The organism is Amycolatopsis sp. NPDC004169 (genome assembly GCF_040610315.1).
Lineage (GTDB): Bacteria > Actinomycetota > Actinomycetes > Mycobacteriales > Pseudonocardiaceae > Amycolatopsis.
Map to the genome: position 1 here is coordinate 182755 of NZ_JBEXMD010000006.1, position 22783 is coordinate 205537.

Genomic DNA, 22783 nt, shown 5'->3' on the forward strand with positions numbered 1-22783 from the left:
TCCGCCCGGGTGCATCCGGAAAAGTCTTCACCGGACCGGCGGTGAATCGGTTTCGCAGCGACAGGAATTCGTCTCACCGCGGCATGCGACCGCCCCCGCCGTTCAGGTGACGGCGGGGGCGGTCGCGGGGCTGGCCTTGCGGCCGGGTCAGCTGCCCGGGCGGGCGACGTCACCGCGCCAGGCGCCGGTTTCGCGGCCGCCGCGCTCCTCGATGAACGTCTTGAACCGGCCCAGGTCGCCCTTGACGCGGCGGTCGAGGATGCCGAGCTTGTCGGCGACGTTCTCGACGAAGCCCTCCGGGTCGATGTCCAGCTGGGCGGTGACCCGGGTGTGCCGGTCGTCGAGGCGGTGGAACGTCACGACACCGGCGTGCGTCGGGCCGGAGTCGGACTTCCAGGCCACCCGCTCGTCCGGGTGCTGCTCGGTGATCGTCGCGTCGAACTCGCGGGTCTGCCCGCCGACGCTGATCTTCCAGTGGGTGTGGGTGTCGTCGAGCTGCCGGATCTCGTCGACGCCCTCCATGAAGTGCGGGAACGACTCGAACTGCGTCCACTGGTTGTAGGCGGTGGTGACGTCGGTCTCGACGTCGACGGATTCGGTGACGGTGCTCATCGCGGCCTGTCCTCTCTGCTCAGGGCTGGTCTGTCCTCCGATTACCCGGCAAATCGATGACAAAACGATGCAGCACCTCTAAAGTCGGACCTGGCAGCGACAGAGGGGAGCCCCGTGACCGACGACCGGACGCCGGCACTCACGGTGCGGGTCCGTTCCGTCCCCGAGGCCGTCGTGGTCGTGGCGGCAGGCGACCTGGACCTCGGCACCGCGGCGGAGCTGCGCACCGGGGCGCGCGACGCGCTGGCCGGTGCGCCGGATGCGCTCATCGTCGACCTGGGTGCGGTCACCTTCTGCGGCTCGGCCGGGCTGCAGGTCCTCGCCGAACTCCTCGACGAGACGGAGGCCGCGGACCTGCCGTTCGCGGTGGTCGCCGACGGCCGCCCGGTGGTGCGGTCCCTGCAGGTCACCCGCATGGACGGCGCGCTCGCGCTGCACCCGACCGTCGAGGGCGCCCGCGCGTGGATCCGGCAGCGGCCCGGCGGCGGCGGTTAGGGCCTGCCCGGTCGCGGGTAGTCCTCCGCCATGGAAGCGGAGGCGCTGCTGCAGAGCCTGACCCGTGTGGTGACCGCGCTCGACGGCACGGACATCCGGTTCGCCGTCGCCGGTGGCCTGGCCGTGTACGCCCGCGGCGGGCCGCCGTCGGACCACGACGTCGACCTGTTCCTCAAGCCCGGCGACGCGGACCGGGCCGCGGAGGTGCTCACCGCCGCGGGCCTGCGCCGCGTGCACCCGCCGGAGGACTGGCTGACCAAGGTCTACGACGGGGAAATCCTCATCGACCTGATCCACGGCCCCAACCAGCGGCCGGTGACCGACGAGCTGCTCGACCGCGCGGCGCTGATGCGCATCGGCTCCACCGCGGCGCCGGTCGTCTCCGGCACCGACCTGCTGGTGGACAAGCTGCTCGTGCTCAGCGCGCACCGTTGCGACTTCGCGCCGCTGCTGCGGATCGCCCGCGACCTGCGCGAGCAGGTCGACTGGACCGACGTCGCCGTGCAGGTGTCGGCGTCCCCCTACGCCCGGGCGTTCCTGACGCTGCTGGGTGACCTGGCCGTGATCGATCCGAAGGAGGCTCTCGTGCCCGAACCACCGCAGTACCTCGTCGCCCGGCTGAGCCGGGCGCTGGCCGAAGACCCCCGCACCGCCGAGCTCGGCGTGCACGTGACCGTGCGGGGCGAGCACGTCCACCTGACCGGCGAAGTCGTCTGCCCCGAGCGGAAGGCGGAGGTGGACGCCGTCGTCGGCGAGTACCTGACCGGAGAGCTGGTGCACAACGACGTCCGGGTCGCCGACGTCCGCGAACCGGCGAGCGCGGAGGAGATCGGCCGATGAGGATCGCCGCGGTCGGGGACGTGCACCTGGGCGAGGACTCCCGCGGCCTGCTCCGGCCGGCCCTGGAGCACCTGGCGGGCACCGCCGACGTCCTGCTGCTGGCCGGGGACCTGACCCGGCACGGCACGGTCGAGGAAGCCCGCGTGGTGGCCGAGGAGCTGGCCGGGCTCGGCGTGCCGATCGCCGCGGTCCTCGGCAACCACGACCACCACAGCGACGCGGGCGAGATGATCGCCGACCTCCTGCGCGAGACGGGGGTCGAGGTCCTGGAGGGCGACGCGGTCCGCTTCGACCTGCCGGACGGCTCCCTGGGCGTCGCGGGCGTCAAGGGCTTCGGCGGCGGGTTCGCCGGCAAGTGCGCCAGCCGGTTCGGCGAGCGCGAGATGAAGGACTTCGTCGAGACGACGATGGCCTCGGCGGATTCGCTGCGCAAAGCGTTGCAAAACCTCGACACGGACGTCGTGGTGGCGTTGACGCACTACGCGCCGATCCCCGGCACGCTGCACGGCGAGCCGCCCGAGATCCACCCGTTCCTGGGTTCGTACCTGCTGTGCGAGCCGATCGACGAGGTGGGGGCGGATCTCGCGGTGCACGGGCACGCGCACTTCGGGTGCGAGCAGGGGGTGACACCGGGCGGGGTGCGGGTGCGGAACGTGGCCCAGCCGGTGATCCGGAAGGCTTACGCGCTGTACGAGCTGCACCCGGCGGAGCTGTCCGCGCGACGCTGACGGGTCCAGTAGCGCCTGCGCCGCCGCGAGAACCGGGGCACCCGCGGTGAACGACACCCGGTCAGCGACTGCTCGACCGACAGCCGGAACCCGCCCGCCTCGGTTGCGGGCAGGGCGGCCGTCGCCCGGGCCGCCGGGGTGGAGTCGTCCACTGTGGACAGTTCGCTCAAGGTGGCGATCCTCGCCACCGCGGGGTGAAGCCGAGCGAACCGGCTCAGGCGGCCCGGTCGGCGGCGGCCGCCAGCACGTGCGGGGCCAGCCCGTCGGCGATCACCGCGTAGCCGGCCGACGACGGGTGGAACCGGTCGGCGGAGAACAACGCCGGCTCGGCCGCGAACCGGGCGGCCAGCTCGGGGCCCGCGGTCGCCACCGCACCGCCCGCCCGGACGGCCGCTTCGGTCTGAGCCTGCGCGTAGTGGCCGCTGGCCGCCGAGACCAGCTGTCGGTACGGGCCCGGCACCCTGGCCACGATCCCCAGGTCGGGCGCCGGCACCACGATGACGCGCGCGCCCGCGCGGACCAGCCTGGCCACGGCGTCGTGCAGCTGCCGGGCGCCGACCGCGGGGGCGACGAACCCGGCGAGGTCGTTGGCGCCGATCACGATCAGCGCCAGGTCGACGCGCTCGCCGAGGGCGACGCCGACCTGGCGTTCGAGGTCGGCCGAGCGGGCTCCGGGCACGCCCAACGTCCGCAGGCGCACGGTGTGGCCCGCGTCGCGCAGGCGGACGGCGAGCCGGCGGCCGAGGGTGTCGTCCTCGCGGATGCTGCCGACGCCGGCCGCCAGTGAGTCGCCGAGGACACAGAAATCGAGTGGTGGAGTCATCACCCCGTACAACGTGGCCGAGGCGTGGTTGTTTCCCGTGACGGAACGGTCCGGCGCGGTCAACCTGGTCCTGGCCGACCCAGGCTGGGCCGGGCCTGGTCCGGCCGGCGCGGCCGCCGCACGATCGGCGCATGACGAACACCATGAACGCGGTCACCATCCCCGAGTTCGGCCCGGCCGAAGTGCTGCGGCTGGGCACCGTGGCCGTTCCGGAGCCCGGGCCCGGCGAGGTCTCGATCGACGTCGCCTTCGCCGGCGCCAACTTCGCCGAGGTCCTCTACCGGCAGGGCGTGGTCGACGTCCCGCTGCCCTTCGTCCCCGGCATCGAGGTCTCCGGCCGGATCCGCGCGCTCGGCGACGGCGTCGAGGGTCTGTCGGTGGGCCAGCCGGTCGCCGCGCTGACGATCGTGGCGAGCGGCGGCTACGCCGAGGTCGTCACCACCTCGGCCCACCTCGTCGCGCCGGTGCCGGAGACGGACCTGGCCGTGGCGGCCGCGGTGCCGTCCAACAGCACCACCGCGTTCCTCGTGCTGGAGCGGGTGGCGCGGCTGGCCCCCGGCGAGCGCGTGCTGGTGCACGCCGCCGCCGGCGGGGTCGGCAGCCAGCTGGGCCAGGTCGCCCGGCTGCTCGGGGCCGGGCGGGTGGTCGGCACTGTCGGCAGCGAAGCGAAGATCGCCGCCGCGAAGGCGTTCGGCTACGACGAAGCCGTCCTGCGCGACCAGGCCGGGGACACCGGGGAGTTCGACGTCGTGGTCGACATGGTCGGCGGGCCGGCGCGCCGCGCGAGCCTGGACCGGCTCGCCCCGATGGGCCGCCTGGTGGTCATGGGCAACGCCTCCGGCGCCGAGGACGTCGGCGTCTCGGCCAACGAGCTCTGGTTCACCGGCAAGACCGTGTCCGGCTTCAACCTCGCCGCGTTCTCCGCGGTGGCCCCGGAAGCCGCGGGCCGGGCGCTGCGCCGCGCCGTCGCGGCCGTCGCCGACGGCACCCTGCGCGTCGACGTCGAAACCCTGCCGCTGGCGGACGCGGTGACCGCGCACCGCCGCCTCGAGTCCGGGGCGACGACCGGCAAGCTCGTGCTCCGGGTGCGGTGAACCGCCTCAGGTGCCCATCTTCTTCATCAGCTCGCCGAGGTCGGCGACCTGGTCGGCGGGCGGCGGCTGGATGTCCACCGGCTTGCCCCAGTCGCGGTAGTCGGTGGTACCCCTGGCCGGGTCGCCCTGGGGGAACCCGGTGGACAGGTCGACGGTGAACCGCGCCGGCCGCCGGGCCGCGTCCAGCCACAGCTCGGCGGGCAGCTTCGCGGTGCTCGTCCGGGCCGGCTTGCCGTCCAGCGGCGGCGTGGCGAACTCGGGGAACAGCTCCGGCGCCTTCGCGGTGTCGAGTTCGAGGCGGTAGTGGTCGACCGGCAGGTCGCCGAGCCGGGTCTGCTCCGCGGACACGATCCGGCCGGTCCGCTCGATCTCCGCCAGCGCCACGCAGAGGTCGGGCAGCTTCGCGACCACCGGGATCGCCCCGCCCGCCATCCGGGCGATCGGGTCGGTGCTGTCCGGGTCGGTGCCGACCCACTCCTTCCCCGGGATTCCCGCCGGTGCGTGCGTGAAGGTCTTCTTGCCGATCACGCGGAGCTCGCTGCCGTCCACCGTCATCGTGAGACGGCACGTGCTGCCGTCGAAGCCGAGCGAGCCCGGGGTGTCCGTGGTGTTCGTGCCCAGCACCGCGGTCGTCGTGAAGGCGGCCGACGGCGCCTCGGCGATGCCGGCCCGCGCGGCCGCCACGAGCTGGGCGACGTCGGTGACCGGAGCGGCCGGGGTGGCGGGGCCGGCCGGCGCGGTGCCACCGGGTCCGGGGTCGCAGGCGGCCAGGAGGAGTGCCGCCGCGGCGATGGCGGGACCGGTTCTGCGCACGGGGCCTCCTCGGAGTCGTGATCCGGGGAAGCTAGCGCGTGAAGATCACGGTTCGGGCGGTGAGAGTGTGACGGGTGTCCACCTTGAGACCTCCGCCGCATCGCGCATAATGGCCACTGACCGACTGCTTGGTATGTGCCGGGCACCACACCCGAAGGAGACACACTGACGTGAACTCGTTCAAGGATCGCGTCGCGATCGTCACCGGGGCCAGCCGGGGCATCGGCCTCGGGATCGCGAAGACGCTCGTCGAGCGCGGCGCCAAGGTCTGCCTCACCGCGCGCAAGACGGAGGCCCTGGAAGAGGCCGTCAGCTCCCTCGGCGGCCCGGACGTCGCCATGTTCGTGGCCGGCAAGGCCGACGACACCGACCACCAGGACGAGACGGTCGCCCGGACGATCGAGACCTTCGGCCGGCTCGACTACCTGGTCAACAACACCGGCATCAACCCCGCCTACGGCCCCACGCTGGACATCGACCCGGCCGCCGCGGCGAAGATCCTCGCCGTCAACGTGCTCGCGCCGCTGGGCTGGACCAAGCGCGCCCGCGACGCGTGGATGGGCGAGCACGGCGGCGCGGTCGTCAACGTCTCCTCCGTCGCCGGGATCCGCGCTTCGCCGGGCATCGGCCTCTACGGCGTCAGCAAGGCCGCGCTGCTGCGGCTGACCGTCGAGCTCGGTGCCGAGCTGGGGCCGAAGATCCGGGTCAACGCCGTGGCACCGGCCGTGGTCAAGACGCAGTTCGCGACCGCGCTGTACGAGGGCCGCGAAGAGGAGGTTGCCTCGGCGTACCCGATGAAGCGGCTCGGCGTGCCGTCGGACATCGCGGGCGCGGTGGCGTTCCTGCTCTCCGACGACGCGGCCTGGATCACCGGGCAGACGGTGGTCCTCGACGGCGGCGTGACCCTGGGCGGTGGCCTGTGACCGGCGTCGTCGTCACCGGGGGCGGCGGTGGCATCGGGGCCGCGCTGGCCCGCCGCTTCGCCGCCGACGGAGCTCGGGTCGTGGTGGCCGACCTCGACGGCGACAAGGCCGCGGAGGTGGCCGCCGAAGTCGGCGGGACGGCCTTCGCCGGCGACGTCGCGAGCCTGGACGGCGTCACGAAGCTGATCGACAGCGCCCGCTCGGCGCTGGGCGAGATCGACGTCTTCTGCGCCAACGCGGGCATCGCGCCCTTCGGCGGCGCGGAAAGCGGCGAGGAGGTGTGGGCGCGCACCTGGGACGTCAACGTCATGTCCCACGTCCGCGCGGCGAACCTGCTGCTGCCGGCGTGGCTCGAGCGCGGCAAGGGCCACTTCATCGCGACGGTGTCCGCGGCGGGGCTGTTGACCAGCCTCGGCTCGGCGCCGTACTCGGTGACCAAGCACGGCGCGCTGGCCTTCGCGGAGTGGCTGTCGGCGACCTACCGCCACCGCGGCATCACCGTGCAGGCGATCTGCCCGCAGGGCGTGCGCACGGCGATGCTGGAGAACACCGGAACGGCGGGCCAGCTGCTGATGGGCGCGTCGGCGATCGAGCCGGAGCAGGTGGCGGACGCGCTGTTCGCGGCGATGGCGGAGAACCGGTTCCTGGTGCTGCCGCACCCGGAGGTCGCGGGCTACTACGCCGCGCGCGCCACCGAGACCGACCGGTGGCTCGGCGGGATGAACAAGCTGCAGCGCAAGGTCGAGGCGGCCGTCGGGGAGCTGTGACCGGTCACGGCCGGATCGCTTTCGCGACAAGGGTTTCCGACGCGGCCCGCTGAAAGTTTCACCCCGGCGGAAGCCCTTGTCCTGCCACGACTCCACGGCCGGTTGACAGCCCGGATGCGGCGGTTTCAGCATCGGGCCTGCCGATCGCCGGAAGGAGCCCGTGATGATGAGGAAGGTCCTGGTGGCCCTGGCCGCCGCCGTGCTCCTGCCGGTGGTGGGCGGGGTGGCCGAGAGCGCGCCGGCGCAACCGGCGGCCGCGACCGCCGGCTGCGGGAAGGCGCCGACGCTGACCAGCGGTACGCGGACCATCCAGACCAGCGGGAAGAGCCGCAACTACATCCTGCGCATCCCCGACGGCTACGACCGCACCCACCCCTACCGGCTGATCTTCGGCTTCCACTGGCTGGGCGGCACCGCCACCGACGTCGACACCGGCCGGACCGTGCAAACCGGGGCCTGGGCCTACTACGGCCTGCAGCAGCTGGCGAACAACAGCACGATCTTCGTGGCGCCGCAGGGGTTCAACAACGGCTGGGCCAACTCCGGCGGCGAGGACGTCACCTTCGTCGACGACCTCATCCGGGCACTGGAGGGCGATCTCTGCGTCGACACGAGCCAGCTGTTCGCCGTCGGCTTCAGCTACGGCGCCGCGATGAGCTACTCGCTGGCCTGTTCGCGGGCCACGGTGTTCCGCGCGGTCGCCGTGCAGTCCGGCGGCGTGCTCAGCGGGTGCAGCGGCGGCACGCAGCCCATCGCCTACCTCGGCGTGCACGGCCTGCGGGACAACGTGCTCGGCATCTCCGGCGGCCGGTCGCTGCGGGACCGGTTCGTGGCCAACAACGGCTGCACCGCCCAGAACCCGCCCGAGCCGGCGCAGGGCAGCCTGACGCACCGGGTGACGAGCTACGCGGGCTGCCGGGCCGGGTACCCGGTGCAGTGGGCCGCCTTCGACGAGGGCCACATCGCCGCCCCGCAGGACGGCGCGACCGGGGACAGCGGGTCGCGGACCTGGGTACCGGCCCTGGTCTGGCAGTTCTTCTCGCAGTTCGGCTCGACCACGCCGCCGCCGGACGACCCGCCGCCGGGCACCGGCGCCTGCCGGGTCGGCACCGCGGTCAACGCGTGGAACACCGGCCTGACCGAGAACATCACCATCACGAACACCGGCTCGGCCGCGGTCAGCGGCTGGTCGCTGACCTTCACCCTGCCCGCGGGCCAGACCATCACCTCGGGCTGGAGCGCCACCTACGCGCCGGCCGGCGGGCAGGTGACCGCGACCAACGTCGCCTACAACGCCGAGCTCGCACCCGGTGCGTCGACCACCATCGGGTTCCAGGCCGGCCACACCGGCAACACCGGGGCGGCGACGGCGTTCGCGCTCAACGGCGCGGCCTGCACCACCGCCTGACCGCCCCCGGGGTCACGTCCGCGCGGCGGGCCGGCGTGACCCCGGCGCCAGTGGTGCGTAGGCGATGCCGGTCCCGGCGCGTTCCCAGACGTCGCCGTCGAGGCCCTCGGCGGCCAGCTGCCGCTTGAGGACCTTGAACGTCGGCGTCCGCGGGAGCTCGCGGACCGTGCGCACGTACCGGGGCACCTGCTTGGGCCCGAGATCGGCCTGGGCGGCGAGGAACCGGCCCAGCCCGGCCGGGTCCAGCGCCCCGCCGCCGGTGACGACGGCGGCCATCACCTGGTCGCCGGTCACCGGGTCCGGCACCGCGTACACGGCGGCTTCGGTGATCGCCGGGTGCCGCAGCAGGATGCGCTCGATCGGGGCGGTGCCGAGGTTTTCGCCGTCGACGCGCAGCCAGTCACCCAGCCGCCCGGCGAAGTAGCAGAAGCCGTCGGCGTCGGCGTAGGCGAGGTCGCCGGTGTGGAACCGGCCGCCACGCAGCCGTTCGGCGTCGGCCGCCGGGTCGCGGTAGTACCCGGCGAACCAGCCGGCGCCCGCGGTGTTGACCAGCTCGCCGACGGCCTCGGCGGCGTTGACCAGCCGGCCGTCGCCGTCGAACTCGGCCGGTGGGCACGGCAGGCCGGTGTCCGGGTGCAGGATGGCCACGTCGCCGGTGGGGCGCCCGAGCGAGCCGGGCGGGGTGTCGTCGGTGCGGGCGAACCCGACGCCGCCCTCGGTGGAGCCGAACGCGTCGACGACCTTGCAGCCGAACCGTTCCCCGAACGCGGCCAGGTCGGCGCTCGCCCCTTCGTTGCCGTAGACGAGGCGAAGCGGGTTGTCCGCGTCGTCCGGCCGCGGCGGCGTAGCGACCACATAGGACAGTGGCTTGCCGACGTAGCTGGCGTAGGTCGCGCCGAACTTCCGGACGTCGGGCAGGAAGCCCGAGGCGGAGAACCGCCGGCGCAGCGCGATGCCCGCCCCGGCGGCGAGCCCGACGGCCCAGCCTGCCATGACGGCGTTGGAGTGGAACAGCGGCATGGTGACGTACACGGTGTCCGATGCGGACAGGCCGAAGCGGTCGGCGAGCATCGCGCCGGGGAAGGCGATCTTGCCGTGGGTGCAGCGCACGGCCTTCGGGTCGCCGCTGGTGCCGGAGGTGAAGATGAGCATCAGCAGGTCGTCGGCCGTGACGGGGACGGGCTCGACCGGGTCGTTCGCCGGCGCCCACGATTCCAGGTCCCGCACGGCGGCGCCGCCGAGGTCGAGCCCGGCCAGCAGCGGCCGGTATTTCGGTTCGGCCAGCACGAACTGGCAGTCGGCGAGCCGGACGTCGCGCGCGAGGGCGGCGCCGCGCCGGGTGGGGTTGAGGCCGACCAGGACCGCTCCGGCGAAGGCGCAGGCGCCGAGGAGGAAGGAGAAGGCGGGAACGTTGTCGGCGAGGACGCCGACGTGGGGTGGTTCGCCGGGGCGCAACGCTTCGCGGAGGCCGGCCGCCCAGCGCGCGGACGTCCGGACGTGCTCGGCCCATGACCACGTTTCGTCTTCGAACCGCAGGCCCGGCCGCTCGTCGCCGGCGCGGGCCAGCAGCAGCCCGGTCACCGTCGGGACGCTCATCCGCGCACCTCCACGCACCGGCGGCAAAAGTGGAACAGGTTCTACTTCTACCACGGGTGCCGGTCGCGGGTCCACCGCGCGGAACAGACGTGCTCCCGGCGGAGTTGTGGGTCACATGAGCCCTCTTGTGGACCGCACGATCACCGCCCTCCGTTCCGAGCACGACACGCTCGCCGCCCTCGTCCGGGGCCTCACCGACGACCAGCTGGGTGCGCCCAGCGGCGCCGCCGAATGGACCGTCGCCCAGGTGCTGTCCCACCTCGGCAGCGGGGCCGAGATCGGCCGCGCGCCGATCGCGCGGGCGCTCGGCGAAACCGTGGCCGCCGAAGACAACCCGACGATCTGGGCCCGCTGGGACGCCTCCGCGCCGCGCGCGCAGGCCGAGGGCTTCCTGGAGCACAACGCCCGCTGGCTCGAAACCGTCGAGGCCATCACGCCGGAGCAGCGGTCCTCGCTGACCGTCGACCTCGGCTTCCTGCCGGAGCCGGTCCCGCTGGTGACGGCGCTGGGCCTGCGGCTCAACGAGGTGGCCAACCACTCGTGGGACGTGCGCGCGGCGTTCGACGAGAGCGCCGGGGTGGCCGAGGATTCGGCCGCGGCGGTGGTCGACCTGCTGGCCGGACCGGCCGGGTTCATGCTGGGCTTCCTCGCGAAGCCGGCCGAGCTGGCGAACCCGGTCTCCGTGGCGCTGCCGGGCGCCGGCCTGGTGATCGACGACGCGGTCACGGTGGTGGACCACCTGGAGGCACCGTCCGCGACGTTCGCCGGGCCCGCGGAGGCGTTCGTCCGGCTGGTGAACGGCCGGCTGAAGGCGCCGTACGACAAGGGTGTCACCGTCGAAGGCGCGGTCACGCTGGACGAGCTGCGCCGGGTGTTCCCCGGCTTCTGAGTCACCGGTAGCTCTCGAGCAGGCCGGCCAGTTCGGCGGGGCGGCTGAGCGCGACGCAGTGCCCGGCGGTGAGTTCGTCCGGGACGACGCCGAGTCGCTCGGCCGCCAGCTTCCGGAGGAACTCCGGTGGGAAGCAGCGGTCCTCGCGGCCCAGCACGAACCGCGTCGGCACGTCCGGCCACGCGTCCAAGGGCCACGGCTGCTTCATCGCGGCGGGGGAGGGGTGGGCCCGTTCCCGGCTCATCGCCTCGTCCGCGAGGGCGCGCGGAACGTCGTGGTAGAAGCCGACGTACGGGTCGGTGTGGCCGGTGAGGCCGCCGTCGCGGGCCGACCGGGCGCGCACCGCTTCGCCGCAGCCGGTGTTCCGGCCCCAGTCGTCCGGGGACTCGCCGGGCGCCGGGATCATGGCCGCCACCAGGACCAGCCGGTCCGCCGCGAGCCGGTCGGCGACCAGGGGTGCGGTGAAGCCGCCGAAGGAGTGGCCGACCACGACCACGTCCGTCCGGTGGCCGGCGGCGGCGACCACCGCGTCGGCGTAGCCGGTGAGCGTGGCCGTGTCGTCGCCGGCGGGCAGGTCCGGGGCCACCACCTGGTGGCCGTGGGCCTCCAGCTCGGCGGCGACCCGGTGCCAGGACCAGCCGCCGTCGCCGGCGCCGTGGATCAGGACGTAGGTGCTCATGGGCGCTTCCTTTCGTCGGTGGGTCGGGGATTCCGGCGGCGCAGGGCGGGGCCGAGCGCCCGCCGGGCGGCGAACAGGGCGATCCCGCCGAGGGCGCACGTGACGCCGAGGACGGTCGCGCCGCCCAGCGCGAACAGCGCGGTCCCGGCGAGCGGGCCGAGGACCGCCCCGACGCTCCAGGTGGTCGAGGCCAGGCCCAGGTAGCCACCGCGCAGCCCGGCCGGGGCGAGACCGGCGAACGTGTCGCCGAAGCGGACGGCGATCCCGATCTGGCCGAGCGTCCACACCAGGACCGAACCGGCGAAGGCGGTCGTGCCGTGGCTCACCGCACCCAGGGCGGCGCCGAGCCCGGCCAGGAGCATCGAGACGGCCGACACCGCGGTGCCGTTGCGGCCCGCGAGCAGCCGGACCGCCGGCGGCTGGAGGGCCACGACGGCGATCCCGTTGAGCGCCAGCACGCCGCCGTAGGCCGCGGGGCCGAGACCGCCGTCCGTCATCAGCAGCGGCAACGTCGTGAACGTCTGCAGGAACAGCGTGAAGTAGCCGACGTGCAGCGCGAGCATGGCCAGCATCAGCCGGTCGCGAAGCACGACGGGCAGCAGTGGCGGCCGTGTCCGCGCCGGTCCTGCCGGCCGGGTTTCCGCACCAGGCGCCAGACGATCAGCGCCGCGGCCAGTGACGTCAGCGCGTTGATCCAGAACAGCAGGCCGTACCCGTGGCGGGCCAGGACCCCGGCCGTGACGGTGGCGACGGAGAAGCCGAGGTTGGCCGCCCAGTAGAGCAAGCCGAACGCGCGGATCCGTTGTGACGACGGCAGATCGGCCACCGCGGCCGACCCGGCCGGGCGGAACAGCTCCAGCGTCAGCCCGGCGCCGACGGCGGCCACCCAGATCGCGGGCAGCGACTCCGCCGAGCCGAGCGCGGTCAGCGCCGCGGCGGAGCCGGCGAACCCGGCCAGCATCGTGGTGCGCCGGCCGATCCGGTCGCCGAGCCAGCCGCCGAGCACCTGGGAGCCGATGTCGCCCAGGCCCACCGCGGCGACCACCGCGCCCGCCGTCGCGGGGGAGAGGTGCCGGGCCTGCGTCAGGTACAGCACCAGGAACGACCGCACGACACCGCCGGCGCGGCCGACGAAGTGCGTGGCCGCGAGGGACCAGACGAGCCGGGAGGCCGTGGTGACCGGAGCGGTGGTGGCTGTCATGGGAACGACGCTAAGGCGGCGAAAGCATCGCGAAAAGCGATGAATTCCGATCGAATCGATCGGCTCTGGCTATGTTAGGCGCTATGGCGGACTTTGAGCTGCGGCACCTGCGGACCATGGCCGCGATCGCCGAGGAAGGCACGTTCGGGCAGGCGGCGACGCGGCTCGGCTACACGCAGTCGTCGGTGAGCCAGCAGATCGCCGCGCTGGAGAAGGCCGTCGGCGGCCCGGTTTTCGACCGGCCCGGCGGGCCGCGGCCGGTCCGGATCACCCGGCTCGGCGAGGTCGTCCTGGCCCACGGCCGTGAGCTGCTGGCGAAGGCGGGCGCGCTCACCGACGCGGTCGACCGGTTCCGGGCCGGGCACGGCCGGATCGACATCGGCACCTTCCCGGGTGTGTCGAACGTGATCCTGCCGTCGGTCATCCGCCGGCTGCTGGACGAGCACCCCGGCTGCGACATCCGGCTGTCCGACGTGCCGCCGGACGAGCCGCGCCTCGGCGAGCTCGACCTGCTCTTCCACGACGGTCCGGTCGACGGCGACGTCGAGCGCGTCACCCTGTTCGAGGAGCCGTACCTGCTGGTGACGGGGGCCGGCGCGCTGCCGGACGGCCCGGTGCGGGTGAAGCGGCTCGACGGCGTGCCGATGGTGGCGTGGCCGCGCACCCACCACCAGCGGTGGCTGGAGCGCACGTTCGCCCGCGCCGGCGCGCAGCCGCGGTTCGTGTTCCGCACGCCGGGCCACGAAACGATCCTCTCGATGGTGCGGGCGGGCATCGGCTGGGCGGTGCTGCCGTGGCTGGCCCTGCACGGCCAGGACGCCTGGTCCGACGACCGGCTGGACATCCACCCGCTGACGCCGTCCCCGGCCCGCGAGCTGGCCCTGTACCGGCCGTCCGGGCGCACGGAATCCCCGCTGGCCGCGCGGGCCCGGGAGATCGCCGTCGAAGTCGCGGGCGAGCTCGGGCGGGTGTGACGTCTCAGGCGGTGCGGGCCATCGCCCCGGTGATCAGCAGCGCGAGGCCGTGCTCCAGGGCCGGCGCCAGGTCGAGGTGGAGCGCGGCCAGCGCCGGGTCCGCCTCGTAGGCCGCGAGGGCGCTGGGCGACGGGCGGCAGTGGGTCCACAGGCCGCCGACCAGGATCATGGCCAGCAAGCACACCGGCCCGGCCTCGCCGCCGACCTCGGGCACGGACCGGCGGAGCAGTTCGGCCATCGCGTCCAGCCCGCCGAGGGCGGATCGCTTGAACCGCACGACGACGTCGGTGGACACGTTGTGCTCCAGCACGCCGGCCTGCGCGCCGATGAGGTCGCACAGCACGGTGCGGCCGGCCAGGGAGTGCGCGATGACGGAGGCGAACGCCGTGGCCCGCTCCGGCGCCGGAAGCTCCGGGTCGACGCCCGCGGTCACTTCGCCCGCCACGTCGGCCAGCCAGTCGCGCAGCGCGCTGTCCAGTAGCTCGAGCAGCACGGCTTCGCGGGATTCGAAGTAGCGCAGGACGTTCGACTTGGCCAGGCCCACCCGGCGGCTGAGCTCGTTGAGGCTGACCTCGGCCACCGGCATCTCGCCGAGCATCTTCAGCGCCGTGTCGAGGATGGTGCGGCGCCGCTCCTCCCGCTGCTCGGCGCTGCGCGCCCGCTGGAACGTCATGAGACCAGCGTAACGCCCGTGCGGAGATATTGAAGACCGGCAGTCTCTTGACAATAGACCGACGGTTCCTTAGCGTCGGAAGCATAAGAGACCGACGGTCCGCAAGGACCGGGAACCCGGAGGACCCCCATGAGCGACACCTGGACCGAACGCGACGTCCCGAGCCAGCGCGGCCGCGTGGCCGTGATCACCGGCGCCAACACCGGCCTCGGCTTCGACACCGCGAAGGTGCTGGCCGAGCGCGGCGCCACGGTGGTGCTCGCGGTCCGCGACGTGGCGAAGGGCAAGCAGGCGGCCGCCCGGCTGGGCGCGGACGCCGACGTCACCGTGCAGCAGCTGGACCTGGCCTCCCTGGAGTCGGTCCGGGCCGCGGCGGCCGACCTGCACGCGACGCTGCCGAAGATCGACCTGCTGATCAACAACGCGGGCGTGATGTACCCGCCCCGCCAGACCACCCGCGACGGCTTCGAGCTGCAGTTCGGCACGAACCACCTCGGGCACTTCGCGCTGACCGGCCTGCTGCTGGACCTGCTCCTGCCGGTCGAGGGGTCCCGGGTGGTGACGGTGGCCAGCATCGCCCACCGCATCCGCGCCGGGATCCGGTTCGACGACCTGCAGTGGGAGAAGTCCTACGACCGCGTCGCGGCGTACGGGCAGGCGAAGCTGGCGAACTTGATGTTCGCCTACGAGCTGCAACGCCGCCTGGCCCCGCACGGCACGACGGCGTCGATCGCGGCGCACCCGGGGGTGGCCCGGACGGAGCTGATGCGCAACTCACCGGCGGCGCTGCGGGCGGTGTTCCCGCTGGTGGCGCCGTTGTTCACACAGAGCTCGGAGCGTGGGGCGCTGCCGGTGCTGCGCGCGGCGACGGATCCGTCCGCGCTGGGAGGCCAGTACTACGGGCCGGCGGGACCGGGTGGTTACCGCGGGCGGCCGGAGGTGGTGGCCTCGAGCCCGCAGTCCTACGACGCGTCGATCCAGCGGCGGCTGTGGGCGGTGTCGGAGGAGCTCACCGCGGTGAAGTTCCCGATCGGCTGAGCCCGGCGCCGCGGCTCAAAGGCCGGTGGCCACCCGGACGAAGGCCGCGACGGTGCGGGAGCGGCTGTGCGGCGGCCAGGCGACGACCGTCGTCACCGGGGGTGCGTCCACGACCGGCACAGTGGCCAGGCCCTCGATCCGGTGGGCGCCGCCGGAGGCGGGCATGACCACCGTGGTGCGGCCGAGGGCGATCAGCTGGAACAGCTGCGTCAGGTTGCGGACCTCGGCGCCGGGGCCGTCGGGATAGGCACCGCCGGGACCCGGCCAGCGGGCGAGCGGGAGGTCCGGCAGGGCCGTGACGTCGGCCAGCCGGACCTCGGCCCGGCGGGCGAGCGGGTGCCAGGCGGGCAGGACGGCGAACTGCCCCTCGGTGTCCAGCACCTCCGTGTCCAACCCGGTCACCGGGTCGAAGGGCCGGTGCAGCAGGGCGACGTCGGCCCGGCCGTCGAGCAGCGGCCGGTGCGGCTGGGATTCGCACAGCAGCAGCTCGACGTCGGCGGCGTCCGGCTCGGCGGCGTACCGGTCGAGCAGCTTCGGCAGCAGGTCGCCGGCGGCGCCGGCCTTGGCGGCCAGGACGAGCGTGGGCCGGCTCGTCGCGGCCAGCCGGGCGTGCCGTTCGGCAGCGGTCACCGCGGCGAGGATCGCGCGGCCTTCGGCCAGCAGCACGGCACCGGCGTCGGTGAGCGAGACCCGGCGGCTGGTGCGTTCCAGCAGGGTGACGCCGAGCCGCCGTTCCAGCCGCGCGACGGCCCGCGACAGCGGCGGCTGCGCGATGCCGAGCCGCTCGGCGGCCCGCCCGAAGTGCAGCTCCTCGGCGACCGCGACGAAGTACCGCAGCTCCCGCGTCTCCACCCGGCCAGGGTAATCGATGTCGTCCGGGTATCGATGCCGGACGCGGACGGTGTTGGTTCCCGGCGCCGCCCCGGCCACGATCGGCGACGTGAGCGAACAGACGATCGCACTGGTCACGGGTGCGAACAAGGGAATCGGGTACGAGATCGCGGCCGGCCTCGGCGCGCTGGGCTGGCGGGTGGGCATCGGCGCCCGCGACGAGCGGCGTCGCGAGGAGGCGGTGGCGAAGCTGGTCGCGGACGGCGTCGACGCGTTCGGCGTCCCCCTCGACGTGACGGACGACGCGAGTGCCGCGGCGGCGGCCGGGCTGCTCGCCGGAGGGCTCGACGTGCTGGTCAACAACGCGGGTGTCGCCGGGGCGTGGCCGGAGGAGCCGTCGACGGTGACGGCGGCGAGCCTGCGTGCGGTGGTGGAGACCAACGTGGTCGGGGTCGTCCGGGTCACGAACGCGCTGCTGCCGCTGCTGCGCCGCTCCGCGCGGCCGCGGATCGTGAACCTTTCGAGCCACGTGGGGTCGCTGACGCTGCAGACCACGCCGGGGGTGGACCTCGGCGGGGTGAGCGGGGCGTACGCGCCGTCGAAGACGTTCCTGAACGCGGTGACGGTCCAGTACGCCAAGGAGCTGAGCGGGACGGGGATCAAGGTCAACGGCGCGTGCCCGGGCTACGTGGCGACGGACCTCAACGGGTTCCGCGGCACGAGCACCCCGGCGGAGGGCGCGAGGATCGCGATCCGGCTGGCGACGCTTCCGGACGACGGGCCCAGCGGGGGACTGTTCGACGAGCACGGCGAAGTGCCGTGGTGACTCCGTCCACTGTGGACGCATCGGCGTCCGGCGCGAAGGCGTGGTTCGAGCCTTCGCGCCGTCCGGGCGCTTCAGGCGCCGGCCGCCGGGAGGAGGTGGTAGCCCGCGCGGTCCGGTCTGATGTGGGACCCTCCCGACTCCGGGTCCGGCAACCGGTGTCCCACCGCCGCGATCGCCGCCTCGTCCAGGTGGACACCCAGCCCGGGGCTCTCGCTCAGCAGGAACGCGCCGTCGCCGAGCTCGTGGTCCAGGGAGATCCCCACCGGGGGCGTGAGGTCCTGCAGCTCGGTCACCAGGTGGTTCGGCACCGCCGTCGCCGCGTGGACCAGGCCGACCGGGGTGGTGCCGATCGGGCTCACCGGCAGGTCGTGGGCGTGGGCGAGCACCGCGACCCGCAGGAAGTGGGTGATGCCCCAGCCCGCCGCCGTCTGGACGACGTCGACCGCGCCCGCCGCGATCAGCGGGCGGTGCTGCTCCAGCCCGGTCAGGTTCTCGCCGGTGGCGACCGAGGCGCGCACGCCCCGGCCGACGGCCGCGTGGCCGTCCACGTCCCAGCGCCGCACCGGCTCCTCGATCCAGGTCAGGTCGAGGGTCCGCTCGAGCTCGGCGACGTGCCGGACGGCCTGCTTGCGCGTCCAGTTCTCGTTGACGTCCAGCATCAGCCCCGGCCGGCCGCCGCCCGCCTCGGACAGGATGTCGTGGACCAGCGTCAGGCGGCGGCGGTCGCGGTCGATGTCCAGGCCGCCCTTGAGCTTCGCCGCGCGCAGCCCGTGTGCGGCGTACGTGCGGTACAGCTCGGCCAGCTCGTCGTCGTCCAGGGCGATGTCGAGCCCCGAGGCGTACGCGGGCACGCGGCGGTCCCGCCCGCCCAGCAGCCGCCAGAGCGGCTCGCCCGCCAGCTGCGCCTTGATGTCCCACAACGCCGTGTCGAACGCGCCGATCGTGCCGAACACCGCGCCGGCGTGCCCCGCCTTGAACGTCCGCCGCAGCATCCGGTCGTACAGCGCCGTCACGCCGCGCGGGTCCTCGCCCTCGATCGCGGCGAAGACGGTCTCCGCCTGCACGTGCGAACCGAGCCCGACACCGGTGACGCCTTCGTCCGTCTCGACCACGACGAGCGGCATCCGGACGACGCCGCCGGCGTGGACGCCGTTGGCGTCGCCGACCGGGCGGCCCCAGTCCTGGACGGTCGTGAGGGCCCGGAAACCAGTGATGCGCATTTCATCCCTTCGTCGACCCGGCGGTGACCCCGTCGGCGATCTGGCGTTGCAGGAACAGGTAGACGAGCAGCACCGGCACCGCGGCGATCAGCACCCCGGCGGCGAAGGTGGGGATGTCCGCGGAATACTGCCCCCGCAGCGCCGTCACCCCGACCATCAGCGTCCGGTGCTCCGCGGACGGCATCAGCAGCAGCGAAATCAGGACGTCGTTCCAGCAGAACAGCGCGTTGAGCACCCCGACCGACAGCAGCGCCGGGGCACCCAGCGGCAGCATGATCCGCCAGTAGACACCGTAGACGGTCGAGCCGTCGATGCGGGCCGCGTCCACGATCTCCGGCGGCACGGCCGCGTAGAAGCTGGTCATCAGGAAGACCGTGAACGGCAGGAACTGGGCCACGTAGGCGAGCACCAGTCCCGGGTAGGTGTCGATCAGCCCGGAGCCCGCCATGATCCGCGCCAGCGGGACCATGATCACCTGGAACGGCACGAACAACGCCGCGAGGATGCCCAGGAAGACCGCCGACGACCCGCGGAAGCGCAGCCGGCCGAGCGCGAACCCGGCCATCGACCCCAGCAGCAGCAGGACCGCGACGGAGCAGGCCACGACGACGACCGAGTTGAGGAAGTACCGGGACATCCCCACGCTCGTCCACGCCCGGGCGATGTTGTCCCAGCGCAGCGCGCCGGCCGGGGCGAACCGGTCGAGGGTGTACTCGCGGCGGTCCTTCATGGCGACGTTGGCGGTGAACACCAGCGGGTAGATCGTGGCCAGTGCGAGCGCGGCCATCGGGACCGCGGCGAGCCACTTCGTCAGCCGGGAACCGGTCATCAGTCCTCCTTACCGGTGCGGCGCAGGACGGCGATCTGCGCGAGGCCGACCACGAGCATGATCAGGAACAGCACGGTGGACGCCGCGGAGGCGAGCGCGGGCTGGTTCAGCTGCCCCTGCTGGATCCAGACGTAGTACTCGGGCAGGTAGGTCGACCCCGCCGGGCCGCCGCTGGTCATCACGTACAGCAGCCCGAACATCGAGGTGAGCATCCCGATCATGGTGGTGACGAAGACGAACTGGATGGTGCGCGACAGGCCGGGGACGATCACGTGCCGCAGGGTCTGCAGCAGCGACGCACCGTCCACTTTGGCCGCGTCGAGCAGCGAGGAGTCCAAAGTGGAGAACCCGGCGAGGAAGACGACCAGCGCCATCCCGAACGTCGCCCAGACGTGCACCCCGACGACGGTGAAGATGGCCACGCCGGGGTTGCCCAGCCAGTCCACCGGGCCGAGGCCTGCCAGCCCCAGCAGCGCGTTGACCGGCCCGTCGAAGGCCAGCAGCAGGTTGAAGATCGCCCCGACGATCACCGGCGACAGCACGGCCGGGAAGAAGTAGACGCCGCGGTAGACCCGGTGGCCCGGCACCTTCAGGTGGATGAAGGTGGCGAGCAGGCCGGGGATCGCGACGGCGACCGGGAGCAGCAGCACGAGCAGCCCGACGTTGCGCAGCGCGGTGCGGAAGAGCGGATCGCCGAACAGCGCGACGTAGTTGTCGAAGCCGACGGCCGTGCCGTTGCGGTCGCCGTCCCCGGTGAAGGAGAAGTTGACGCCGAGCAGCAGCGGCCACAGCCGCAGCAGCAGGACGATCAGCACGGCCGGGGCGACCAGGACCAGCGGCGCCCAGCGCTCGAGCCGCGTCCCGCGGGGCGCGCGGCGGGCCGGCGCGGGCCGCCCGGCAGGCCGGGCCGGGGCCCGGTCCACCGGGGCGGGGGAGTACCCGGGCACGCTGGTCAGCCCTTGTCCGAGGCGGCCAGCTGCTGCAGCACCTCGTCGACGCCGATCGACCCGCTCAGCAGCTCCTGCGAGAGCCGTCCCATCAGGTCGAGCGTCTTCGACGAGAGGGCGACGTGCAGGGCGGGCTTGCCGGTCTTGACCTCCGAAACGATCGTCGCCACGGCCGGGCCGGCCGCCGAGACGTCGATCGAGGTGTCCGCGGCGATCGCGCCGCTGTCGGCGTAGAAGGACTTCAGTGCGTCGGTCGAGCTGAGCGACCGGACCAGGTCGGCGGCCAGCTTCGGGTCCTTGGTGCTCTTCGCGACCGCGTACCCGATGCCGCCGTCGTAGGGCAGGCTCGGGGTGGCGGCCGGGTTGACCTGCGGCGCGGTCATCACGCCGACCTTGTCCGCGCCGAGGAACTCGGCGAAGTCCTTCCAGTGCCCGACGTCGGACATCAGGCCGATGACGTTGGCGGCCTTGCTCGACTGGAAGAGCGCGAACGCGTCGTTGAACATCGCGGTGGAGTTGGGGCCGTCGGTGTTCAGGCCCGAGTCGTTGGCCTGCTTCCACAGCTCGAAGACCCGCTTGACGTCCGGCGAGGTCCAGTTCCGCTTGCCGGCGATCCAGTCGGTGTACTCCTGGGGCGTCAGGCTTGCCGTGCCCATGGCCGACAGCCAGAACTGGATCCCGGCGCCTTCCTTGTTGCCGAGGGCGAGGCACTTCGCGCCGGTCTTGGCGGAGATGGTGCCGCAGTCGCGGACGAACTCCTCCCAGGTCCTGGGCGGGGCGGCGGGGTCCAGCCCGGCCTTCTCGTAGAGCCCCTTGTCGTAGTAGACGGGGTGGCCCTGCAGGGTGACCGGCTCGGCGTAGGTCTTCCCGTCCTTGCTGAAGGCGTCCCAGCCGCTCAGGCGCGAGCGGTCGTCGGCGACGTAGGGGTCCAGCGGCACCAGGTCGGCGACCCGGTCGCGGATCTGGCCGCCGCCGTTGAAGAGCATGACGTCCGGCCCCCGCTTGGCCTGGACCGCGGCGCCGAGCAGTGTGTAGTACTGGTCGTAGGGCTGGGCGACGAACTCGACGGTGACGCCGGGGTGCTGCTTGGCGAAGTCCGCCTTGGCCTTCGCGACGTAACTCGCCGCTTTCGCGTCGCCGGACTTCCAGTCCCAGACCACGAGCTTGCCGCTCGCGTCACCGGTGGGGGCGGCCGGGCCGGCGGCGCTGCCGCAGCCCGCGGTCAACGCCAACGCCACGGTCAGGGCGGCCGAGAACAGTGTGCGCTTCATCGCTGCTCACTTCTCCAGACGGTGGCCGGACGGGGAGTGGCCCGGCGCAGTGCGCAGAAAGGTAACTCGTATGACGTATGACGTCAACGTTCCCGCTGTGTAAACTCCAGCTGCGTTCGACGGAGGTCGGCGCACGTACGACCGGAGGAACGATGACGGCATCCGACGCGCAACCCGCTGTTCCCGACTGGGTCCGCCGCCCGGCGAACCTGGCCAGCGCGGTCACCGCCGAACTCGTGGGACGCGTGGTGCGCGGGGTGCACCCGCCGGGGACGTCGCTGCCCGCCGAACCGGTGCTGTGCGAGAGCTTTTCGGTGAGCCGGACGGTCGTCCGCGAAGCGGTGAAGCTGCTGCAGGCGAAGGGGCTGGTGCAGGTCCGGCAGGGCGCGGGCACGGTGGTGAACCCGGCGTCGATGTGGAACATGCTGGACGAGCTGGTGCTGGCCGCGGTGATCACCGAGGACGAGACCTCGGCCGTGTTGGACGACCTGGTGGTGACCCGCCGGCTGCTCGAAGCGGACATGGCCCAGGTCGCCGCCCGGACCGCCGGCCGCGACGTCGTCGACCGGCTGGGCGCGCTGGTGGACCTGATGGACGAGCTCGTCGACGACTCCGCCGCCTACCGCGAGCAGGACCTCGCCTTCCACGACACGATCATGCAGGTGTCGGGCAACCGCCTGGCCCGGGGCGTGGTGCGCGCGCTGGAGAGCCAGGTGGTCAACACGGCCCGGTACGTGGGCCCGAGCGAGCGAGCGCTGTGCGTGGAGTCGAACAAGGGACACCGCCGCGTGTACGAACGCATCGCGGCCGGCGACGCGGACGGCGCCGGCAAGGCGATGTTCGACCACATCACCGAAGCATGGCTGGCCCGCCGCCCGGCCTCCGCCGGCGACGCCGGCCGTCTCGAGCGTTGACCGCAGGTTCGTTGCGAAGGAGTTCCATGGCCCAGCGTTACGGCATGCTGATCCGCTTGCGCCCGGAGAAGCGGGAGGAGTACCTGCGGCTGCACGCCGCGGTCTGGCCGTCGGTGGAGGAGATGCTGCGGAAGGCCAATATCCGCAACTTCAGCATCTTCCTGCACGACGATCTGCTGTTCGGGTACTACGAGTACGTCGGTGAGGACCACGAGGCGGACCAGGCGCGGATCGCGGCGGATCCGGAGACGCAGCGGTGGTGGACGTTCACGGATCCTTGTCAGGAGTCGCTTTCGGGCGGTGACGGTAGTTCGGGGTGGACGCCGATGGAAGAGGTCTGGCACCTCTCTCCCACGAGGTCCTCTGTGGACGGTAGAACGGGCTGACCCCCG

The 22783-nt window shown here is 73.2% G+C and carries 24 protein-coding genes and 1 pseudogene; 13 read left to right on the top strand and 12 right to left on the bottom strand.

Features of this window, described 5'->3' with window-relative positions:
* Window positions 1-147: 147 nt before the first annotated feature.
* Window positions 148-612: an SRPBCC family protein gene (locus ABZX11_RS10500; protein ID WP_176176533.1), complete on the bottom strand. Its 465-nt coding sequence runs from the start codon at window positions 610-612 to the stop codon at window positions 148-150.
* A 114-nt stretch (window positions 613-726) separates the two neighbouring features.
* Between ABZX11_RS10500 and ABZX11_RS10505 the strand changes: the two genes are divergently transcribed.
* Genes ABZX11_RS10505 through ABZX11_RS10515 form a run of 3 tightly spaced genes read left to right on the top strand, consistent with a single transcriptional unit; the run spans window position 727 to window position 2675 of the window.
* The gene (locus ABZX11_RS10505; protein ID WP_354911788.1) at window positions 727-1107 is read left to right on the top strand and encodes an STAS domain-containing protein; all 381 of its coding nucleotides are present in this window, start codon (window positions 727-729) and stop codon (window positions 1105-1107) included.
* A 30-nt stretch (window positions 1108-1137) separates the two neighbouring features.
* Complete coding sequence (locus tag ABZX11_RS10510; protein WP_354911791.1) at window positions 1138-1947, top strand: nucleotidyltransferase family protein; 810 nt, start codon at window positions 1138-1140, stop codon at window positions 1945-1947.
* Entirely contained in the window at window positions 1944-2675 is a 732-nt protein-coding gene (locus ABZX11_RS10515; RefSeq protein ID WP_354911794.1) for a metallophosphoesterase, read from the top strand. The genes ABZX11_RS10510 and ABZX11_RS10515 overlap by 4 nt, the downstream gene beginning before the upstream one ends.
* A gap of 214 nt (window positions 2676-2889) precedes the next feature.
* Here the strand turns inward: ABZX11_RS10515 and ABZX11_RS10520 are convergent, their stop codons facing one another.
* Window positions 2890-3498, bottom strand: coding sequence for an SGNH/GDSL hydrolase family protein (locus ABZX11_RS10520; RefSeq protein ID WP_354911797.1), 609 nt, complete (start codon window positions 3496-3498; stop codon window positions 2890-2892).
* A 131-nt stretch (window positions 3499-3629) separates the two neighbouring features.
* On the opposite strand from ABZX11_RS10520, the gene ABZX11_RS10525 reads away from it, so the two are divergent.
* Window positions 3630-4592 (top strand): zinc-binding dehydrogenase, encoded by a 963-nt coding sequence (locus tag ABZX11_RS10525; protein ID WP_354911800.1) that lies wholly within the window; start codon window positions 3630-3632, stop codon window positions 4590-4592.
* 6 nt (window positions 4593-4598) lie between these two features.
* Here ABZX11_RS10525 and ABZX11_RS10530 read toward each other — a convergent pair whose 3' ends face one another.
* Window positions 4599-5405: a hypothetical protein gene (locus tag ABZX11_RS10530; RefSeq protein WP_354911803.1), complete on the bottom strand. Its 807-nt coding sequence runs from the start codon at window positions 5403-5405 to the stop codon at window positions 4599-4601.
* A 170-nt stretch (window positions 5406-5575) separates the two neighbouring features.
* Here ABZX11_RS10530 and ABZX11_RS10535 point away from each other — a divergent pair, with 170 nt between their 5' ends.
* The 3 genes from ABZX11_RS10535 to ABZX11_RS10545 all read left to right on the top strand — a co-directional run bounded on the left by ABZX11_RS10535 (window position 5576) and on the right by ABZX11_RS10545 (window position 8503).
* Window positions 5576-6328 carry an SDR family oxidoreductase gene (locus ABZX11_RS10535; protein ID WP_176176540.1) on the top strand — a complete coding sequence of 251 codons (753 nt, stop codon included), beginning with the start codon at window positions 5576-5578 and terminating at the stop codon, window positions 6326-6328.
* A complete protein-coding gene (locus tag ABZX11_RS10540; protein WP_176176541.1) occupies window positions 6325-7095 on the top strand; it encodes an SDR family oxidoreductase in 771 nt (256 codons plus the stop codon). Before ABZX11_RS10535 ends, ABZX11_RS10540 begins: the two co-directional genes overlap by 4 nt.
* A gap of 163 nt (window positions 7096-7258) precedes the next feature.
* Window positions 7259-8503 carry a cellulose binding domain-containing protein gene (locus ABZX11_RS10545; protein ID WP_354911807.1) on the top strand — a complete coding sequence of 415 codons (1245 nt, stop codon included), beginning with the start codon at window positions 7259-7261 and terminating at the stop codon, window positions 8501-8503.
* A gap of 12 nt (window positions 8504-8515) precedes the next feature.
* Here ABZX11_RS10545 and ABZX11_RS10550 read toward each other — a convergent pair whose 3' ends face one another.
* Window positions 8516-10099, bottom strand: a complete 1584-nt coding sequence (locus ABZX11_RS10550; protein ID WP_354911810.1) for a long-chain-fatty-acid--CoA ligase — start codon at window positions 10097-10099, stop codon at window positions 8516-8518.
* Window positions 10100-10214: 115 nt separating this feature from the next.
* Between ABZX11_RS10550 and ABZX11_RS10555 the strand changes: the two genes are divergently transcribed.
* Window positions 10215-10988, top strand: coding sequence for a maleylpyruvate isomerase family mycothiol-dependent enzyme (locus tag ABZX11_RS10555; RefSeq protein ID WP_176176544.1), 774 nt, complete (start codon window positions 10215-10217; stop codon window positions 10986-10988).
* Window position 10989: 1 nt separating this feature from the next.
* Here ABZX11_RS10555 and ABZX11_RS10560 read toward each other — a convergent pair whose 3' ends face one another.
* Window positions 10990-11667: an alpha/beta fold hydrolase gene (locus ABZX11_RS10560; RefSeq protein WP_354911813.1), complete on the bottom strand. Its 678-nt coding sequence runs from the start codon at window positions 11665-11667 to the stop codon at window positions 10990-10992.
* A pseudogene (locus ABZX11_RS10565) lies at window positions 11664-12868 on the bottom strand (MFS transporter). The gene ABZX11_RS10560 and the pseudogene ABZX11_RS10565 overlap by 4 nt, the downstream one beginning before the upstream one ends.
* A gap of 83 nt (window positions 12869-12951) precedes the next feature.
* Between ABZX11_RS10565 and ABZX11_RS10570 the strand changes: the two are divergent.
* Window positions 12952-13842 carry a LysR family transcriptional regulator gene (locus ABZX11_RS10570; RefSeq protein WP_176176546.1) on the top strand — a complete coding sequence of 297 codons (891 nt, stop codon included), beginning with the start codon at window positions 12952-12954 and terminating at the stop codon, window positions 13840-13842.
* 4 nt (window positions 13843-13846) lie between these two features.
* Here the strand turns inward: ABZX11_RS10570 and ABZX11_RS10575 are convergent, their stop codons facing one another.
* A complete protein-coding gene (locus tag ABZX11_RS10575) occupies window positions 13847-14515 on the bottom strand; it encodes a TetR family transcriptional regulator (RefSeq protein WP_176176547.1) in 669 nt (222 codons plus the stop codon).
* Between the two features lie 129 nt (window positions 14516-14644).
* Here ABZX11_RS10575 and ABZX11_RS10580 point away from each other — a divergent pair, with 129 nt between their 5' ends.
* Window positions 14645-15553, top strand: coding sequence for an SDR family NAD(P)-dependent oxidoreductase (locus ABZX11_RS10580; RefSeq protein WP_354911816.1), 909 nt, complete (start codon window positions 14645-14647; stop codon window positions 15551-15553).
* A 15-nt stretch (window positions 15554-15568) separates the two neighbouring features.
* Here the strand turns inward: ABZX11_RS10580 and ABZX11_RS10585 are convergent, their stop codons facing one another.
* The gene (locus ABZX11_RS10585; RefSeq protein WP_354911819.1) at window positions 15569-16405 is read right to left on the bottom strand and encodes a LysR family transcriptional regulator; all 837 of its coding nucleotides are present in this window, start codon (window positions 16403-16405) and stop codon (window positions 15569-15571) included.
* A gap of 88 nt (window positions 16406-16493) precedes the next feature.
* On the opposite strand from ABZX11_RS10585, the gene ABZX11_RS10590 reads away from it, so the two are divergent.
* Window positions 16494-17210, top strand: a complete 717-nt coding sequence (locus ABZX11_RS10590; protein ID WP_354911822.1) for an SDR family NAD(P)-dependent oxidoreductase — start codon at window positions 16494-16496, stop codon at window positions 17208-17210.
* A gap of 71 nt (window positions 17211-17281) precedes the next feature.
* On the opposite strand, the gene ABZX11_RS10595 is transcribed toward ABZX11_RS10590, so the two are convergent.
* Genes ABZX11_RS10595 through ABZX11_RS10610 form a run of 4 tightly spaced genes read right to left on the bottom strand, consistent with a single transcriptional unit; the run spans window position 17282 to window position 21477 of the window.
* A complete protein-coding gene (locus tag ABZX11_RS10595) occupies window positions 17282-18430 on the bottom strand; it encodes a mandelate racemase/muconate lactonizing enzyme family protein (RefSeq protein WP_354911825.1) in 1149 nt (382 codons plus the stop codon).
* 1 nt (window position 18431) lies between these two features.
* Entirely contained in the window at window positions 18432-19259 is an 828-nt protein-coding gene (locus tag ABZX11_RS10600) for a carbohydrate ABC transporter permease (RefSeq protein ID WP_354911828.1), read from the bottom strand.
* Complete coding sequence (locus ABZX11_RS10605; RefSeq protein ID WP_354911831.1) at window positions 19259-20206, bottom strand: sugar ABC transporter permease; 948 nt, start codon at window positions 20204-20206, stop codon at window positions 19259-19261. Before ABZX11_RS10605 ends, ABZX11_RS10600 begins: the two co-directional genes overlap by 1 nt.
* Window positions 20207-20211: 5 nt before the next feature.
* Complete coding sequence (locus ABZX11_RS10610; RefSeq protein WP_354911834.1) at window positions 20212-21477, bottom strand: extracellular solute-binding protein; 1266 nt, start codon at window positions 21475-21477, stop codon at window positions 20212-20214.
* 152 nt (window positions 21478-21629) lie between these two features.
* Between ABZX11_RS10610 and ABZX11_RS10615 the strand changes: the two genes are divergently transcribed.
* Together ABZX11_RS10615 and ABZX11_RS10620 are read left to right on the top strand one after the other, a co-directional pair.
* A complete protein-coding gene (locus tag ABZX11_RS10615; protein ID WP_176176554.1) occupies window positions 21630-22391 on the top strand; it encodes a FadR/GntR family transcriptional regulator in 762 nt (253 codons plus the stop codon).
* A gap of 26 nt (window positions 22392-22417) precedes the next feature.
* Entirely contained in the window at window positions 22418-22777 is a 360-nt protein-coding gene (locus ABZX11_RS10620; RefSeq protein ID WP_354911836.1) for an L-rhamnose mutarotase, read from the top strand.
* The last annotated feature ends 6 nt before the right edge of the window (window positions 22778-22783 follow it).

Bases quoted from the DNA above. Each gene is read 5' to 3' on its own strand.
- ABZX11_RS10500 (WP_176176533.1), bottom strand. From the start codon at position 612: ATGAGCACCGTCACCGAATCCGTCGACGTCGAGACCGACGTCACCACC.
- ABZX11_RS10510 (WP_354911791.1), top strand. From the start codon at position 1,138: ATGGAAGCGGAGGCGCTGCTGCAGAGCCTGACCCGTGTGGTGACCGCG.
- ABZX11_RS10515 (WP_354911794.1), top strand. From the start codon at position 1,944: ATGAGGATCGCCGCGGTCGGGGACGTGCACCTGGGCGAGGACTCCCGC.
- ABZX11_RS10520 (WP_354911797.1), bottom strand. From the start codon at position 3,498: ATGACTCCACCACTCGATTTCTGTGTCCTCGGCGACTCACTGGCGGCC.
- ABZX11_RS10525 (WP_354911800.1), top strand. From the start codon at position 3,630: ATGACGAACACCATGAACGCGGTCACCATCCCCGAGTTCGGCCCGGCC.
- ABZX11_RS10545 (WP_354911807.1), top strand. From the start codon at position 7,259: ATGATGAGGAAGGTCCTGGTGGCCCTGGCCGCCGCCGTGCTCCTGCCG.
- ABZX11_RS10550 (WP_354911810.1), bottom strand. From the start codon at position 10,099: ATGAGCGTCCCGACGGTGACCGGGCTGCTGCTGGCCCGCGCCGGCGAC.
- ABZX11_RS10555 (WP_176176544.1), top strand. From the start codon at position 10,215: ATGAGCCCTCTTGTGGACCGCACGATCACCGCCCTCCGTTCCGAGCAC.
- ABZX11_RS10560 (WP_354911813.1), bottom strand. From the start codon at position 11,667: ATGAGCACCTACGTCCTGATCCACGGCGCCGGCGACGGCGGCTGGTCC.
- ABZX11_RS10570 (WP_176176546.1), top strand. From the start codon at position 12,952: ATGGCGGACTTTGAGCTGCGGCACCTGCGGACCATGGCCGCGATCGCC.
- ABZX11_RS10575 (WP_176176547.1), bottom strand. From the start codon at position 14,515: ATGACGTTCCAGCGGGCGCGCAGCGCCGAGCAGCGGGAGGAGCGGCGC.
- ABZX11_RS10580 (WP_354911816.1), top strand. From the start codon at position 14,645: ATGAGCGACACCTGGACCGAACGCGACGTCCCGAGCCAGCGCGGCCGC.
- ABZX11_RS10595 (WP_354911825.1), bottom strand. From the start codon at position 18,430: ATGCGCATCACTGGTTTCCGGGCCCTCACGACCGTCCAGGACTGGGGC.
- ABZX11_RS10600 (WP_354911828.1), bottom strand. From the start codon at position 19,259: ATGACCGGTTCCCGGCTGACGAAGTGGCTCGCCGCGGTCCCGATGGCC.
- ABZX11_RS10610 (WP_354911834.1), bottom strand. From the start codon at position 21,477: ATGAAGCGCACACTGTTCTCGGCCGCCCTGACCGTGGCGTTGGCGTTG.
- ABZX11_RS10615 (WP_176176554.1), top strand. From the start codon at position 21,630: ATGACGGCATCCGACGCGCAACCCGCTGTTCCCGACTGGGTCCGCCGC.
- ABZX11_RS10620 (WP_354911836.1), top strand. From the start codon at position 22,418: ATGGCCCAGCGTTACGGCATGCTGATCCGCTTGCGCCCGGAGAAGCGG.